Origin of the sequence: Sphingomonas sp. LT1P40 (assembly GCF_036663835.1) — a bacterium.
Taxonomy (GTDB): Bacteria; Pseudomonadota; Alphaproteobacteria; order Sphingomonadales; family Sphingomonadaceae; genus Sphingomonas.
Genome location: NZ_JAXOJT010000001.1, coordinates 2,013,525 through 2,028,305, shown reverse-complemented (window position 1 = coordinate 2,028,305; position 14,781 = coordinate 2,013,525). Strand labels below are relative to the sequence as shown.

Below are 14,781 nucleotides of genomic sequence, written 5' to 3'. Positions count from 1 at the left end.
AAGGTCCATCGGCATGTCAGTAGAGCAGGACGCGCTCGTCGATCTCACGGAACAGGGGCAGGTCGAGCGTGGCGGTTTCGGCAAAACCGATGGCGATTCGATGTTCTTCATAACGGCGCTGATGGCGTCCATCGCTTGCGCCGTTGATGTGGAAGATGGCGTGCTGACCGAAGGGCAGGCGGATGATCCAATCCTCCAGATGGAGGCGGCGGGGTTTCTGGCTGGAAACGCGCGGCTTGATCCACAGATGGTCGCCGTCGATGCGCGTCTGGATCGGCACGCGCCAGTCCTCGATCACGCCCAGTTCGTGCCATGCCTCGTCGCGGCGATAATCATGGTCGGCGTCGAAGCGGATATGATGGAGCCAGCCGCGTTCGGTGTCGAATGGCGGCTGGAACGGTGCCGTGCGGGGAAGCGCGTTGCGGATCGTGCCGGGGTCGGCGCCGCGATCTCATTTGGTCCAGTGAATCTCGATATGCTGGATCGCGAGGCGATGCTTCACAGCGTCTTGCCGCTGCGGCCCGCCAGATCGACGACATATTGCCAGGCGACGCGGCCCGAACGACTGCCCCGCCGTGTGGCCCAGTTGATCGCCTCTGCGGGATCGAAACTCAGGCCATGATGGTCGGCATAGCCGCGCACGATGGCGACATAGGTGTCCTGATCGATCGCATGGAAACCGAGCGAAAGGCCGAAGCGATCGGCGAGCGCGAGGCTGTCGTCGATGCTATCGCGCGGATTGATCGCGCTGGATTGCTCGGCGATGTCGCGCGGAATCAGGTGACGGCGGTTCGAGGTGACAAACAGCCGGACATTGGCGGGACGCGCTTCTGCGCCGCCTTCAAGGAGCGAGCGTAGTGCGCGACCGTCCGAGGCGGCGTCGAAGCCCAGATCGTCGAGGAATAGAACGAAGGCGCGCGGGGCGTCGGCGATCAGGGTGAAGAGAGCGGGGAGGGTATCGAGCGTATCCGCCTGTGCCTCGATCAGGGCGATGGCACCGCCTTCGGCCTGGATCGCGCCAACGGTGGACTTGGACAGGGCGGACTTGCCGGTGCCGCGTGCGCCCCACAACAGCACGTCATGCGCGGGCAGACCGCTGGCAAGGCGGCGGATATTGTCGAGCAACGTCGCCTTTTGCGCGTCGATGCCGACCAGTTCGTCGAGCGGCAACGGCGCGAAGGCGCGGGCGGCTGTGATGTGGCTCTTGTGCCAGACATAGGCCGGGTGCGCGGTCAGGTCCGGCACCGGCGGCGGCGGCGGGGCCAGCCGTTCGAGCGCGGCGGCGATGCGGTCCAGCGGGTCGGTCATCGGGTCGGAGGGCTAAGGGGTGGGGCGGGGGTTGGCAATGGGCCGTGGTTGGGGGGCGTGGTTGGCGGTCAGCGCGGGTTGAACATTGACGATGCTGCGGATAGCCTCAACACGTGGATGCCGAACCCTTTCCAATCTGGCTTTTCGTCATCTCTTGGGGCTGGGTCGCCCTCGTTATCGGTGCGTCGATCATATACCGTCGCGCGAATGGAAAACCGATCATCCCCCGCGTGCCGAAAAACGCGCTGTTCGTTGAGCGAAAGGCGTCGGGCACATGGGCAAGCAACTGCCTGATCGTGACGGTTACGCCTGAAGAAATGGTGGTCACGCCGTTCTTCCCGTTCACGCTTGGATTCCTGCCGGAAGTGTACCGCATGGAGCACAGGATCCCCTTGCGTCGCATACGAAGCGTGGAACGGAAACGGGGCTTCCTGTCGAACAACATCATCGTGCGGTATGATGGCCCCGACGAGCGTGTCGTGAAATTGCGGGTGCGCGATCCCGACAAGCTGGCGGCGGTGCTGGCTGCGCAGCGTGTGCCTGTCAGGTCGGCCTGACGACCTTCACGCTAACCGCGCGATCAGTGCCTCCGCCGCGCCGCGATCGGTGAAGCCGGGGGTGGCAAGGGCAACCTGCGCTTGCGCCTTGGCATCCGCCTTCCGGCCCGCTTCGGCATAGGCTTGCGCGAGATGCCAGCGGAGCATCGGGTGGCGCGGGGCGAGCGCGACGGCTTTTTGCAGCAGTTCGATCCCGCCTGCGGTGTCGCCGCCTTCGGTCAGCGCCCAACCCATTGCGCCCGCGACGGCGGGGTTTGACGGGGCGATGAGGTAAGCGGCCTCGGCATAGCGGGCGGCGCGATCGGGCTCGCCCGCCCCGGCATAGGCGAAGGCGAGTTCGGCGAGGAGCGCGGCGTCGCGGTTGCCGGTGCGCAGGCGCACGGCCTCCAGCGCGTCGATCGCGGCGTCGAAATCGCCCGCCGCCGCCTGCCAGTGCGCCGACAGGCGCAGGGCGGCGAGGTTGAGCGGGTTTTGCGACAGGAACAGCGCGAGCGTGGTCGATGCCTGCTGGCGTTGGCCCGAACGGTCGAGCGCCTCGACCAGCCGCAGCATGGCCGGTTCGTCGAAGCGGATGCTGGCGGCGGACTTGTACGCCGCGACGGCATCGCCCGGGCGCTGAAGCAGCATCAGCGTGTCGCCGACCAGCGTATGCGCGGCGGGTGCGCCGGGATTGCGCGCGGCGATATCCTGCGCCTTCGCCAGTGCCGCGCCCTTGTCGCCGCTGTCGATCAGGCCGCGGATCAGCGGGATCGTCGCGCGCGGATCGTCGGTCGGTGCCTTTTGCGCGGCGGCGGTGAGCATCGGCACGGCATCGTCTGAGCTGAACCATGCGGCATTGTCGCGCGCGGGCAGGGCGGCGCGGTCGAAATAGCGCGCGGCGGTGGCGCGTTCGCCGATCCGTTCATAGCCGCGCGCGACGAGCGAGAGCGAATAGGCGTCGGCATCGCCGCGTGCGACAACGGGAAGCAGGACCTCGATCGCATTTTTGGAGGCGTCGGATCGCATCAGCGCGCTGGCGAGCAATTTGCGTGCGCCGATGTTCATTGGCTGAAGGCTGACGAGGTTGCGAAGTTTCTCGATCGCGCGTTCGTAGCGGCCTTCCTGCAAATCGAGCGTGCCGCCGAGCAGCAAGCCGCCGGGGAGCGCGCCTACACCGCCGCCCGCGCGCTGCAGCAACTGGCGGGCGAGGTCGAATTGTTCGGCGCGGGCGGCGAGCACGGCCTGAAGGTAGAAGGCCTGCGGGCTGCGCGGGCGGACTTCCATCGCCTTGCGGGTTGCGGCGAGCATGTCGCGGGTGCGGCCCGCGTCACCAAGCGTGGAGGCGTATTGGATCAGCGCGGCGTGGCGGTACGGGTCGCGTTTGAGCGCGGACTCAAACCAGGGAAGCGCGGCGACGAGGCCGAATTGCGTGCGGACGAGTTCGCCGCGCAGGATGAGGGCGTCGGTATTGCCCTTGTCGAGTTCGACCGCTCGCGTGCTGGCCTCGATCGCGCCGACGACATCGCCCGCGTTGAAGCGGAAGCGCCCGAGATCGGTCCAGGCGTCAGCGCTTTGCGGGGCGAGGCGGACGGCAGCCATCGCGGCATCGCGCGCGGCGGCGAGGTTGCCGCCGGCGGTGAAGGCGCGGGTGCGGACCTTCAGCGCGTAGGCGCGGTCGGCCTCGGGGGCCTTGTCGGCCTCGACCAGCGCGCGCCGCGGATCGCCTTGCAGCAGGATGGCATGGGCCATGAGGGCGTGGATGCGTTTGGGATCGACTCCGCTGTCGAGTGCACGGCGGAGCGAGGATTCGGCGGCGACGCCCTCGTCGAGCATCAGGTTCGCGCGGGCGAGCGCGAGATGCGCCTCACCCCATTGCGGATCGGCGCGGACGGCGGTGAAGGCCTGGCTGCGCGCGGCGGAGGCGTTGTTCGCCTTGAGATAGGTTTGACTGCGCGCGACCGCTTCGCGCGCGGCGGCGGGGTCGGGACCGCCGGTGACAACCGAGCGGAACGCAAACAGCGCTACGCCGAACGCGCCGATGCACAGCGCGAACACGACGATGCGGCGCAGGTTGAGGCTACGGGTGCGCTTGGAGCGACGACGACGCGGTTCAGGGCTGGAGGTCATAGGCCTTCATCAAATCATAGAGGGTAGGGCGGCTGATCCCGAGCAGGCGCGCGGTGCCGGAGATATTGCCGTCCGCGCGGGACAGCGCGTGCGCAATGGCGCGACGATCGGCGGCTTCGCGGATCGCCTTCAGATTGATCGGTTCGGCATCGGGCGCGGCGCCAAGGTCGAGATCGGCAGCGGTAACCAGCTTGCCATCGGCCATGATCGCGGCGCGCTTCACCCGGTTTTCCAGCTCGCGGACATTGCCGGGCCAGCCCCATGCGTCGATCGCGGCAAGCGCGTCGGGGGCGAAGCTCTTGGCCGGAAGCTTCATTACGGTGCCGTGCTTGTGGAGCAAATGGCGAGCGAGAAGTCCGGCGTCGCCGGGGCGCTCCGCGAGGTTGGGAATACGGACGACAATTTCGGCGAGGCGATAATAAAGGTCTTCGCGAAAGCTGTTCGCGGCGACCATCGCGTCGATGTCCTGATGCGTGGCGCAAACGATGCGGGTGTCGACCGGAATCGCTTTCCGCCCGCCGATGCGCTCGATCACGCGTTCCTGCAGGAAGCGGAGCAATTTGACCTGAAGCGGCAGCGGCACGTCGCCGATCTCGTCGAGGAACAGCGTGCCGCCCTGCGCCTGTTCGATCTTGCCCTCGGTGGTCTTGACCGCACCGGTGAACGCGCCCTTTTCATGCCCGAACAATTCGGATTCGAGCAGGGTTTCGGGGATCGCGGCGCAGTTGATTGCGACGAACGCACCCTTGCGACGGCTGGAATCGTGCAGGCCGCGTGCGAGCAATTCCTTCCCGGTGCCGCTGGCGCCCAGCAGCATCACCGAGACGTCCGCCGGGGCGACGCGTTCGATCGTGCGGGTAACCTTGAGCATCTCGGGCGAGCCGGTGATGATGCCGCCCAATGCGGTGCCGGTTTCGGCGCGCGCGGCGAGGCGACGGTTTTCGGCTTCGAGCGCGTGGACGTGGAAGGCGCGCGCGACGATCAGGCCGAGCGCGTCGATGTCGATCGGCTTCTGATAGAAATCCCACGCGCCCATCGCGATCGCGCGCAGCATCGATTCGCGCTCACCATGGCCGGAGGCGACGATGACACGGGTGTCGGGTTTCAATGCGAGGATTTGTTCGAGCGCGGCGAAGCCCTCGGTCGTGCCGTCGGGGTCGGGCGGGAGGCCGAGGTCGAGCGTGACGACGGCGGGTTCCTCGGCGCGCAGCATGGTGATCGCGGACTCGCGGTCTCCGGCGGTGAGAATCTCATAGCCCTCATAGGCCCAGCGCAATTGTCGCTGAAGTCCGGCATCGTCCTCGACGATGAGGAGTTTAGGCTTGGGGTCGCTCATGCCGCTCGTCCGAGTTCGTTGGTGCCGTTGCCCGCCGCGCGCAGGACGACGCGAAAGCGGGTGCCATGGCCTTCGGCGCTTTCTACTTCGATGCGGCCACCCATCTCGGCGGCCAGCTTCTGCGCCTCGAACGCGCCGATGCCGAAGCCGCCTCGTTTGGACGAGACGAAGGGCTTGAACAGTTTTTCGCGGACGAAAGCGGGCGACATGCCGCAACCCTTGTCGATCACCTCGATACGGGCTTCGCCATTGGTCGCGTCCACCGCGACGGTGACGGGTGAGTCGGCGGGACTGGCCTCGACCGCGTTCTGGACAAGGTGACCGAGCAACGCTTCGAGCCGTAAGGGGTCGGCGATGGCGAGTGGATCACCGGTGGCGATAACCTGAACCGGGTGCTGCGCCAGACATGCCTTGGCGACACGGCGGGCAAGCGGGGCGAGCGGCGTGGCGATCGGCGCGTCGGAACGGGCGCGGTGATGCTGGGACAGGCGGGCGAGCATATCGTTCATGCGGCCCGCCGAATCCTGCAAGGTGGCGATCATGTCGGCGCGAAAGGCGGGGTTGTCGGCATGGCGTTCGGCGTTGCGCGCGACGAGGGTGAGCTGGCTGACCAGATTCTTGATGTCGTGCATGATGAAGGCAAAGCGGCGGTTGAACTCGTCGAAGCGTTCCGCCTCGGCCAGCGCCTCCTGCGCGCGCTCTTCCGCGAGATAGCTGGCGAGCTGACGCCCGGCAGCCTTGAGTAGGTCGAAATCCTCCCAGTCGAGTGCGCGCGGCACCGGCGGGCGGGCGAGCACGATCGCACCGGCGAGGCGGGCGTGATGCGGCAGGGGCACGATCACCCACGCCTGATCCCAGCTGCGGATCGAGGGTGAGGCAGCGTCCTTGCCGGGGTCGAGTTCGAGCACGAGCGCGGGGTCGATCCCGGCGGTCGGCCAGTCCTCACCATAAGCGGCCGGCAGGGTCGTGCGATCGACGTTCCATGCGGCACCCAGTGCCAGCGTATCGCCCTGTGGCAGCAGCAGCAGCCCGGCGGGCGAGTCGGTGAGGTCGGCGAGCGCTTTCACGATGCGTTCGTCCAGCGGGGCGCTGCCATGCGGTTCGCCCAGCGTTTCGGTGAAGCGCATCCATTCCGCGCGGTAATCGTAACGGTGGCGGAAGAAGTGTTTCGCCAGCTTAACCTTGATCCATGCGCGCAACCACGTGCTGGAGACGAGGGTGAGGATGGCGGCGGTCGAGCCGAACACGAACGCGGTCTGGAACAGCCGTGCGTTACTGCCGCCGATCGCAGCGAGCGCGGTCGTGGCGAGCGCGAGCAGCGCAAAATACAGGCCGATCGCAACCAGCGACAGCGACTGATAGGCAACGGTGCGCGACAGCTGCATCGGCCATTCGCCGCGCCGTTGCAGCCCGGCGGCGATGACGGCGGCGATCAGCGCCATCGCGAGACCCCGCACGGCGACCAGCTGATGCGGCCACCCCTCGGTCAGCCAGGCAACGCTGAACACGTTAATATCGACCAGCCACATCGCGCCGAGCGCGAGGACGACGGGGCGCATGCCGCTGCCACTCTGGGGCGTGATCGCGTTGTGCAGGCTTTGCACCAGCACGAGCGCGGCGACGGCGACCATCATCTTGAGCAGCAACGCCGCCTGTGTGGCGTCCTTGGCGACCTCGTGCGCTGCGGCTGCGGTGATATGGAGCGCGAGCGCGATGAGGATGACGGCGGCGACGACGCCGTAAACGGTGCCGATCGCGGCGGGTGGCCGCTGCATCCCGCTGCGCCGGTGAAGCGCGATCATGAAGCCGAGCCAGGCGAGGTTGCGTGCCGCCGATGCCACGCGCGTGACCAGATCGGTCTCGCCGATGCCTGCAACCGCGAGTGCCCACAAAGCCGTCAGGCCCAGCGCGAGCGCCAGCGGGTTGCGCGGTACGCCCGGTTCCGCGCGTCGAAACGTCCACAGGCCGAGCATTGCGAACAACAATGCCGCGAGGGCGTGGCCCCAAAGGATGAGGGTCGGGACCATAGGCTTACCGCGCGCCCTCCGGGAACAGCACCACGCGCAAGGTTTGCAGCAGGATCAGCAGGTCGAGGAACGGCGAATAATTCTTCGCATAATAGAGGTCGTATTCCAGCTTCTGCCGACTGTCCTCGATCGACGCGCCATAGGGATAGTTGATCTGTGCCCAGCCGGTGATGCCCGGCTTCACCATATGACGTTCCGCATAATAGGGGAGCTGCTGCTCCAGATCCTCGACGAACTGGGGCCGCTCCGGGCGCGGCCCGACGAAGCTCATCTCGCCCTTCAGCACGCTCCAGCATTGCGGCAGCTCGTCGATCCGGACCTTGCGGATGAAGCGGCCGACGCGGGTAATGCGCGGATCGTCCTTTTCGGCCCAGACCGCCTTGCCCGCGACTTCGGCATCGGTGCGCATCGAGCGGAGTTTGAGGATGTCGAAGCCCTGGCCGTAGAGCCCGACGCGACGCTGGCGGTAAAAGGCCGGACCCTTGCTTTCCAGCTTAACCGCGATGGCACCCAGAATGATGAGCGGAAGCGCGAGCACGAGCAGAAGCAGGCTGGCGACGATGTCAAACAGGCGTTTGAACATGCTCGACAGCATGCGGCCCGAGGAGAAGCCGTCGGAGAAGATCAGCCAGCTGGGGTTGACCGACTGGAGATCGACACGTCCGGTTTCGCGTTCGAGGAAGGTCGAGATTTCGTTGACATGGACGCCGGTGGTCTTGATCCGCAGCAGATCCTTGAGCGGCAACGCGTTGCGGCGTTCCTCGAGCGCGAGCACGACTTCGCTGGCGTTGAGCAGCACGACATGGTCGGCGAGGTTGTAGATCGCGTCGCGGGCGATCGCCTCCGGGATCGTGCGGTTCGGCTCGCTCATCGCCACATAGCCGACGACGACGAAACCCGATCCGGGCTTGCGCGAGAGGACCTTGAGCCGCTCCGCACGCGCGCCCGCGCCGAGCACGACGATACGGCGCTTGAACGACTGGCTGCCGAGCATCTTGCCGAGCAAAAGCCGCAGCATGAACAGCAATACGACCGCGGCCAGCATTCCGTAGAGCAGGTTGGAGCGCCAGAAGGTGAGCGCGGGGACGAGGAAGAAGATCACCGAGAGGAAGATCGTGCCGAGCGATACCGCCACCAGCAATCGTGCGGTGGCGACGCGGATCGACTGCAATGCATCCGCGCCATAAACGCCGACCGCGATCATCGCGAGTTCGAGGCTGGCGGCGAAGCTGAGCATTTGGGGAATGCGGGTGTGGATCGGCTCAACATCCAGCGCGATCTGATGCGCGCGATACAGCCAGCCGAACTCGGCGGCAGCAAACAGCAGCACGACATCGAACAGCGCGAGCAGCAGCACCGCATTTGGGATATAGTGTTTGAACAGGCGGATCATGGGCCGATTCCTAGCGGACGAGTGTAAACAAATCCGACACGCTGCGACCCCTGTCGGCGAAATTGACGAAGAAATGCTGAATCCTGGGAAACGCGTGCCAACTTAATTGTTTGGCGGTCGAGGCGCGTGGGGTTAGGTGCGCCGATCAGGAGGGCAAGCATGACCGAGCACAAGCCGATCGTTCCCGTCATTTTATCGGGCGGATCGGGCACGCGCCTGTGGCCGATGTCGCGGCCCGAACGTCCGAAACAGATGCTGGCACTGACCGCTGAGGAGACGATGCTTCAGTTGACCGTGCAGCGCACGCCGTTCGGCGAGCGCTTTGCCGCGCCGGTGATCGTCGCCAATGCGCTGCATGCCGACATGGTCGAGGAGCAACTGGGGGCAGTCGAGGCGAAGGCACAGGCGCTGATTTTGGAGCCGATGGGGCGGAATACCGCGCCCGCGATCGCGCTGGCGGCGCTGGCGGTGGGCGGGGGCAGCGATCCGTTGCTGGTGATGCCGTCCGACCATGTCATCGCCGATGTCGATGCGTTCCACGCGGCGATCCATGCGGCGATGCCCGCCGTCGAGGATGGCTGGTTGGTGACGTTCGGGATCGCGCCCGACGCGCCGGAGACCGGCTATGGCTATATCCAGATCGGCGAGGCGATCGGTGGCGGGGTTCACAAAGTCGAGCGGTTCGTCGAGAAGCCCGCGCGCGAGGCGGCGGAGGCGATGATCGCATCGGGCGATCATGCGTGGAATGGCGGTATCTTCCTGTTCCGGGCGGACGTGTATCTGGGCGCTCTGGCGTCGTTCGCGCCGGACATGCTGGCGGCGTCGCAGGCGGCGATGGACCGGGCGGTGCGCGAAGGCACCCGCATCCTGCCCGACGCGACCGAGTTCGCGAAATCGCCATCGGATTCGATCGACTATGCGGTGATGGAAAAGGCTCCGCGCGTGGCGGTGGTGCCGGTGAGCATGGGCTGGAGCGATCTGGGCAGTTGGGATGCGCTACATGCGATCAGCGATTGCGACATTCACGGCAATGCCTGTCGCGGCGACGTGGTGGCGATTGACACGGCCGATTGTCTGGTGCGTGCCGGTGCAGGCAAGAAGGTCGCGCTGGTCGGTGTGTCCGACCTGATCGTCGTGGTGGACGGCGACGATGTGCTGATCCTGCCGCGCGGGCGCAGCCAGGACGTGAAGCGGATTATCGAGGCGATGAAGAAATAGGTTGGAACACGATCGTCAGGCCGTCCAGCGGACGGGCCTGCGCGGCGAGCGGGGGCGGGATCATCTCGCCGTCGATCAGGATGTAGAGACGGCCGGGTATGACCTTGCCGCCGCGGAATTCGTTGGATTCCGCCTCCTGCCGTACCGCGCTGGCATCCGAAGGGCGGGCGGCATAGACGTTGCGGACGGGCACCTTGGCCTTGACCGCGCGCCATGCGATTTCCTGAAAGACACCGAGGCCCTTGGTTACGTCGCCGGGGACGAAGGCGATGTCGGTTGCCTGGCCGATCAGGCGATCCCATTCGGGCGAAGGGGTGCGCGGATAGAGGACCGCGCCACGCGCTTCGGCAGTCTGAGCGCGGATTGAAAGCGCCATCGGGGTCAGATCGGCAACCTGGATCGGGGCGATCGCGGCGAGGATCAGGCCGGCGCGTTTCGCGGGGAGGCGGTAGAGGATGCGGATCGCGGCGAACACCAGCGTGTAGGCGATCGGCCAGAACAGACGGCCCGAGGCGCGGACGGCGTCGAGCGCTTCCGCGACGTTCTGCGGGAGCGTGTAGCGCGGGAGGCGTTGTCCGGCGAAATCGGGATAGGTGCTGATCGCCAGCAAGGTCAGAACGATGAAAGCGGGGACAAGCCATTTGAGGCGGGCGAGGCTGTCGGTCTGCGTTGACGAGCGGTGCCAGCGCGACAGGATCGCGGCAAGTGGGAGCAGCAGCAACAGGCCGAGGCCGAGATACTGAAACCCCTCGAACCCGCGGCCGGGACGCTGCTCGATCGCGGGGAGGAAGGTGGAATAACCGTCGATGCCGGGGTTCCACAGCGCGTCGATCGGCATGGCAAAAGCGCCGTAATTGCCCGAGGCACGGTGGGGCTCGATTACGCCGAGCGCCCAGGCGATGATGGCGACGAGCGCAAGGATGCCGATGCACTCGGCGACTAGGCGAGGGAGGGTGCGCTGCCAGTTGCCGCGTTCGGCCCATGCCCGTTCCAGCATCGCGCTGGCCCAGATCGCGCCGACCATCACCAGCAGATAGCTGTGGACCAGCGCGGTCACCGCGATGAGGATCGCCCAGCCCTTGTTCGACGACGACCGCTCGAAATGAGTGAAGCGCCATAGCGACCACAGGATCAGCCAGTGCGCCATCAGGTTGACATGGACAATGCGGTTGAACAGCGTCGGCAGCGCGGCGAGCAGGATGACGCCGCACCACAAGGCCAGCGCGTTCGGGGCATGGCGGCGGAGCAGCGCCCAGGCGAAAGCGACTTGGCAATACAGGCAGGCCAGCACCCACCAGCCGATCAGTTGCATGTCGGCAGGAAACAGCGCGCGAAATGGAAAGGCGAGCGCCCCAAGCAGCGGGTTGCTGTCGGTGAACAACAGGCCGACGCCATCAGGTGCGTTGAGCAGGTATGTCCGTAAAAAGCCGGGTGCGGGATCGTGGAGAAAGCCATGCAGCCCGAGCGCATTCTCGCCATTGTCGCTGCCGCGCAACAGCCATGCGACGTTGGTGATGTCGAGGATCTGCCAATGAAAAAACGCGCCAAACAGCAGCAGCGGCAGCACGACAAGCGGCAGGCGGGCGTTGAGATCGCGCATCGCGGGCGGGTGTGGCGCAGTCATGGCTAAGATTGCGTTAGCCATTCCGTGCGGCGGAGCAATCGCTTTGGTTCAGCGGCCGATACGTCCGATCGTTGCGCGATAGGCGCGGCCCAATCCTTTGGAGAGGCCCGCCACGCTGCGCAGGTTGAACAATTGCAGGCGGTGGCGGACGCGGCGCTCGTCCATCCACTCGGCCTTATATGGCTCGTCGCCATTGCCATAGTCGATGATCGCTGGACGGTCGTGATCGAGGACGTGGCGAAACATCGCCACCGACAACAACGTGCCCGGCGAATGTTCGCGCTCGCTCTCCAGATGCGCGAGTTTGTGGATCGTGGCGATGCCGTTTTCGACGGTCCACATCTGTGCGGCGACGGCGCGGCCTTCGCGATGCGCGACACCGAGGCGCAACGTCCCGGCGGCACCTTCATGCTGGGCAAAGGCGCGCAGGAACGCGGGCGAACCCTCGGCCGGTTTCCAGCTGAGCGGGTAGATCGCCTCATAGGCAGCCCAGGCATCAGCGTCGAAATGGTCGAAAATCTGCGTTTCGACCGCTGAATTCTTGGTGCGGCGGCGGACGGTGTTGCGCAATTTGGAACCACGTCTCGCCCAATAGCCATCGAAATCCATGCCGTCAGTATGGGCGACCCAATGCGCAGCCTCGATCCGGTCGGCGGCGACCCAGCCCTGTGCGCGGAACGCAGCCTCCAGCGCGGCGGCGGTTTCGGGTTCCAAGGGCCACAGCGTGAGGCTGCCGAAGCAGCCGCGCAGGGCGCGCGCGATTTCGGCGAGGAGGCGCGCGCGGGTCGGGGCGTCGCAGCCGGGAGCGAAAATCGGCGCGAACGCCAGCGTGTACCAGCTGGCGAGTCCGCGTCCGTGACGCGACCCGCAATCGCGCAACGGCAACCAGACGGCATCGTGACCCAGTCGCGCGGTTGCGACGACAGTGGGGGCGTCGCTCCACAAATGCGCCTGCGTCAGTCGCAGCCAGTCGAGCCGATCGTACAGCGACGGTTGCGTCGCGCGGTCGAGCGCGGTTCCCGCATCGCTGGCGAGCGCCGACAGCGAGTCGAGGATGCGAATCTCGATTTCTGACGATGCCTCGATCCGGGAAGCGTGCGCGTTCATTCGGCGTCGCTGCGCCCGACGATGCGCTTCGCTTTCATCAGCGCGCGCCAGACATAGGCCTTGAGCAAATTCTGCTGCGGATAGCGCGCAGGCATGGCCGGTTTCAGCCCCGCGCCGCGCAGCATGCGGTTGAACGCATGCGCGTCTGCCTCACGATAACTCCATTCGGAGCGCCAGGTGACCGACAGCGAGACCGAAGTCGCGTCGCCATTCTGCACCCAATGCGGTGCCTTGACCGGGACATAGAGCGCTTCGCCCGGATCGAGTCGGATGGGCGTGCCTTTGGTGGCGAAATCGTCGCGGAACGGGAGGTTGCGGTGGCTGCCGCGATGGAATTCCTCCTGCAATGCGCCGGGGGTCAGGTCGGAGTCGGCAGCGGGGAACAGGGTCATCGTCTTGTGGCCGCGCAACTGCATCAGAATGTTGTGTTCGGGGTCCATGTGGAACGGGGTGACCGCGTCCGGCGAGGAGACGAAGATGAACGCCTCACGCTTTATCATCGCGCCGGTGCGGGCGACGATGGCGGGTTCGAGTTCGTCTAGAATCTCGTCGAGCAGCGCGCGGTAGAGCGGATCCTGATCGACGAATTTGAGCACCATCCATGAGCCGTTCTGTTCGATCGAGCGGATCGAGTCGGCGACCGACAGGCCATTATGCTGGACGGTGGCGGGATCGACCTCGATCGGGAGGTTCGCCAGATTCTGTTCGACATCGACCGGGCGGATTCGCTGCGACAGCGCGACCAGCGCCTCCAGATCGAACAGCGGGTGGCCGCACAGGCCGTGCGTGATCTTGCCCGGCTGTTCGGGATAAAGGGTGGCGAAGCGGGTGCGCGCGTCGGTGTCGAACACACCATGCGCCACCGGGTTGCGCGTCGGGGCGTTCATGCTTCGGTCTCCGGTGGGGCGTGCGCGGCGTGCGCGGATCGCGGCGGCGGCGCGTTCGACGGCGCGGGTGATGTGGAACAGCGCGCGACTGCGCCAGTTGCGCAGCGGCAACGTGACGCGAACGATGCCGCGGCGTTCGCCCCACAGGCTGTTTATCATCGGGTGGTTCTCGCTCGCGCAGCTGTCCATCCAGCGAATGTCGTCGTGGGCGAGCAGCGACAGGTTTTCGAGCTGGATCAGCACGCCGGGGGAGAAGCGGGCATAATCCTCGTCGAACGCGGTTTTGAACGAAAAGGAGCCGGGGCTGCTGAGGAAGTTGACAAGCACCGCGATTGGTTTTTCGTCGAGATCGAGGCGGATCATTTCGAGTTTGCCGACATCGTGGGCACCCGTCACCGCGTCGCGGAAGAAGGCGGCGGTGGCGGGCGTGCAGGCAAGCGCGGAACCGGCGCGGCCCTTCCACCCGCTCTGTTCCAGGCGCAGGAAAGTGTCGATCCAGGCGGGAAGTTGGTTGGCATCGGTCAGGCGATGCGTGGTGACGCTGCCCAGTTCGGCGAGGCGCGACTGGAGGCGGCCGAGCTCTTTGCGCTTCTTCTTGCGCACGGTGGTGGCGTAATAGGTCTCGGGCGACAGATCGCTGTCGAGCAAGGCGCGTTCGATGCGGTGGACGGTCGGGCACGGGCGATCCAGCGCAGCGGCGGCGGCGAGCAGGCCGCGATGGACCGGGCCGTGTTCGACGAGGCCCGTTAAGTGGAGCAGGCCCGTCGATTTCGGGTCGGCGTCGAGCGCGGCGAGGATCGCGGTCCATGCCGCCTGTTCATAACCGCGCCGCAGCAGCGGGCCGCCTAGGAAGCTGTGATAGTGCAGCCAGTTCTCGACTACGGGAATGGGCAAGCGGCCATAATGGCTGGCTTGCGAGATGTGGAGGATGCCGATCAGCTTGCGGTCCGCACGGACCGTGATCTGGCGGACGCCGGATGGCGGGTGCAGCGGTGCGCTGGCGGCGACGAACCAGCGTTCGGCGAAGACGTTTGGCTCGGCGGCGTGGGCGGCGAGATCGTCCCATTCGGCGGCAAGGGCAGGGTTGAGCGGTCCCGGCGTTGTGATCTCGGCAGAGGGCGGCCGAACGTGCAGACGCAGGTCCGGCGACGCCGGACGGGCGTTCGATCCATCGATAGCAACTGCCGCGTTCATGCCGGTCCCAACCTGCTGGTCAGG

Annotated in this window: 11 protein-coding genes; 2 read left to right on the top strand and 9 right to left on the bottom strand. The window is 66.2% G+C overall.

Annotation, left to right across the window (positions count from 1 at the left end; translation table 11 throughout):
• Positions 1 to 16 precede the first annotated feature (16 nt).
• Both U1702_RS10110 and U1702_RS10105 read right to left on the bottom strand, forming a co-directional pair.
• Positions 17 to 298, bottom strand: coding sequence for a hypothetical protein (locus U1702_RS10110; RefSeq protein WP_332724003.1), 282 nt, complete (start codon positions 296 to 298; stop codon positions 17 to 19).
• Between the two features lie 200 nt (positions 299 to 498).
• Positions 499 to 1,308 (bottom strand): ATP-binding protein, encoded by an 810-nt coding sequence (locus U1702_RS10105; protein ID WP_332724001.1) that lies wholly within the window; start codon positions 1,306 to 1,308, stop codon positions 499 to 501.
• 113 nt (positions 1,309 to 1,421) lie between these two features.
• On the opposite strand from U1702_RS10105, the gene U1702_RS10100 reads away from it, so the two are divergent.
• Entirely contained in the window at positions 1,422 to 1,865 is a 444-nt protein-coding gene (locus U1702_RS10100) for a hypothetical protein (protein ID WP_332723999.1), read from the top strand.
• A 6-nt stretch (positions 1,866 to 1,871) separates the two neighbouring features.
• Here U1702_RS10100 and U1702_RS10095 read toward each other — a convergent pair whose 3' ends face one another.
• Genes U1702_RS10095 through U1702_RS10080 form a run of 4 tightly spaced genes read right to left on the bottom strand, consistent with a single transcriptional unit; the run spans position 1,872 to position 8,727 of the window.
• Positions 1,872 to 3,971, bottom strand: a complete 2,100-nt coding sequence (locus U1702_RS10095) for a tetratricopeptide repeat protein (RefSeq protein WP_332723997.1) — start codon at positions 3,969 to 3,971, stop codon at positions 1,872 to 1,874.
• On the bottom strand, positions 3,955 to 5,307 hold the full coding sequence (gene prsR / locus U1702_RS10090; RefSeq protein WP_332723995.1) for a PEP-CTERM-box response regulator transcription factor: 1,353 nt from the start codon (positions 5,305 to 5,307) through the stop codon (positions 3,955 to 3,957). Before prsR ends, U1702_RS10095 begins: the two co-directional genes overlap by 17 nt.
• Positions 5,304 to 7,334: an XrtA/PEP-CTERM system histidine kinase PrsK gene (gene prsK / locus U1702_RS10085; RefSeq protein ID WP_332723992.1), complete on the bottom strand. Its 2,031-nt coding sequence runs from the start codon at positions 7,332 to 7,334 to the stop codon at positions 5,304 to 5,306. Before prsK ends, prsR begins: the two co-directional genes overlap by 4 nt.
• Positions 7,335 to 7,338: 4 nt before the next feature.
• A complete protein-coding gene (locus tag U1702_RS10080; protein WP_332723990.1) occupies positions 7,339 to 8,727 on the bottom strand; it encodes a TIGR03013 family XrtA/PEP-CTERM system glycosyltransferase in 1,389 nt (462 codons plus the stop codon).
• A 159-nt stretch (positions 8,728 to 8,886) separates the two neighbouring features.
• Between U1702_RS10080 and U1702_RS10075 the strand changes: the two genes are divergently transcribed.
• Positions 8,887 to 9,945 (top strand): mannose-1-phosphate guanylyltransferase/mannose-6-phosphate isomerase, encoded by a 1,059-nt coding sequence (locus tag U1702_RS10075; protein WP_332723988.1) that lies wholly within the window; start codon positions 8,887 to 8,889, stop codon positions 9,943 to 9,945.
• On the opposite strand, the gene U1702_RS10070 is transcribed toward U1702_RS10075, so the two are convergent.
• Genes U1702_RS10070 through U1702_RS10060 form a run of 3 tightly spaced genes read right to left on the bottom strand, consistent with a single transcriptional unit; the run spans position 9,923 to position 14,757 of the window.
• Positions 9,923 to 11,569, bottom strand: a complete 1,647-nt coding sequence (locus tag U1702_RS10070) for a DUF6311 domain-containing protein (RefSeq protein ID WP_332723986.1) — start codon at positions 11,567 to 11,569, stop codon at positions 9,923 to 9,925. The two genes, U1702_RS10075 and U1702_RS10070, sit on opposite strands and share 23 nt — an antisense overlap.
• Before the next feature lie 48 nt (positions 11,570 to 11,617).
• Entirely contained in the window at positions 11,618 to 12,676 is a 1,059-nt protein-coding gene (locus U1702_RS10065) for a GNAT family N-acetyltransferase (protein WP_332723984.1), read from the bottom strand.
• Entirely contained in the window at positions 12,673 to 14,757 is a 2,085-nt protein-coding gene (locus U1702_RS10060; protein WP_332723982.1) for a GNAT family N-acetyltransferase, read from the bottom strand. The genes U1702_RS10065 and U1702_RS10060 overlap by 4 nt, the downstream gene beginning before the upstream one ends.
• Positions 14,758 to 14,781 lie beyond the last annotated feature (24 nt).

What these genes read in the sequence shown, in the direction of transcription:
- U1702_RS10105 (WP_332724001.1), bottom strand. Translation starts at nt 1,308, where the DNA reads ATGACCGACCCGCTGGACCGCATCGCCGCCGCGCTCGAACGGCTGGCC.
- U1702_RS10095 (WP_332723997.1), bottom strand. Translation starts at nt 3,971, where the DNA reads ATGACCTCCAGCCCTGAACCGCGTCGTCGTCGCTCCAAGCGCACCCGT.
- prsR (WP_332723995.1), bottom strand. Translation starts at nt 5,307, where the DNA reads ATGAGCGACCCCAAGCCTAAACTCCTCATCGTCGAGGACGATGCCGGA.
- prsK (WP_332723992.1), bottom strand. Translation starts at nt 7,334, where the DNA reads ATGGTCCCGACCCTCATCCTTTGGGGCCACGCCCTCGCGGCATTGTTG.
- U1702_RS10080 (WP_332723990.1), bottom strand. Translation starts at nt 8,727, where the DNA reads ATGATCCGCCTGTTCAAACACTATATCCCAAATGCGGTGCTGCTGCTC.
- U1702_RS10075 (WP_332723988.1), top strand. Translation starts at nt 8,887, where the DNA reads ATGACCGAGCACAAGCCGATCGTTCCCGTCATTTTATCGGGCGGATCG.
- U1702_RS10070 (WP_332723986.1), bottom strand. Translation starts at nt 11,569, where the DNA reads ATGACTGCGCCACACCCGCCCGCGATGCGCGATCTCAACGCCCGCCTG.
- U1702_RS10065 (WP_332723984.1), bottom strand. Translation starts at nt 12,676, where the DNA reads ATGAACGCGCACGCTTCCCGGATCGAGGCATCGTCAGAAATCGAGATT.
- U1702_RS10060 (WP_332723982.1), bottom strand. Translation starts at nt 14,757, where the DNA reads ATGAACGCGGCAGTTGCTATCGATGGATCGAACGCCCGTCCGGCGTCG.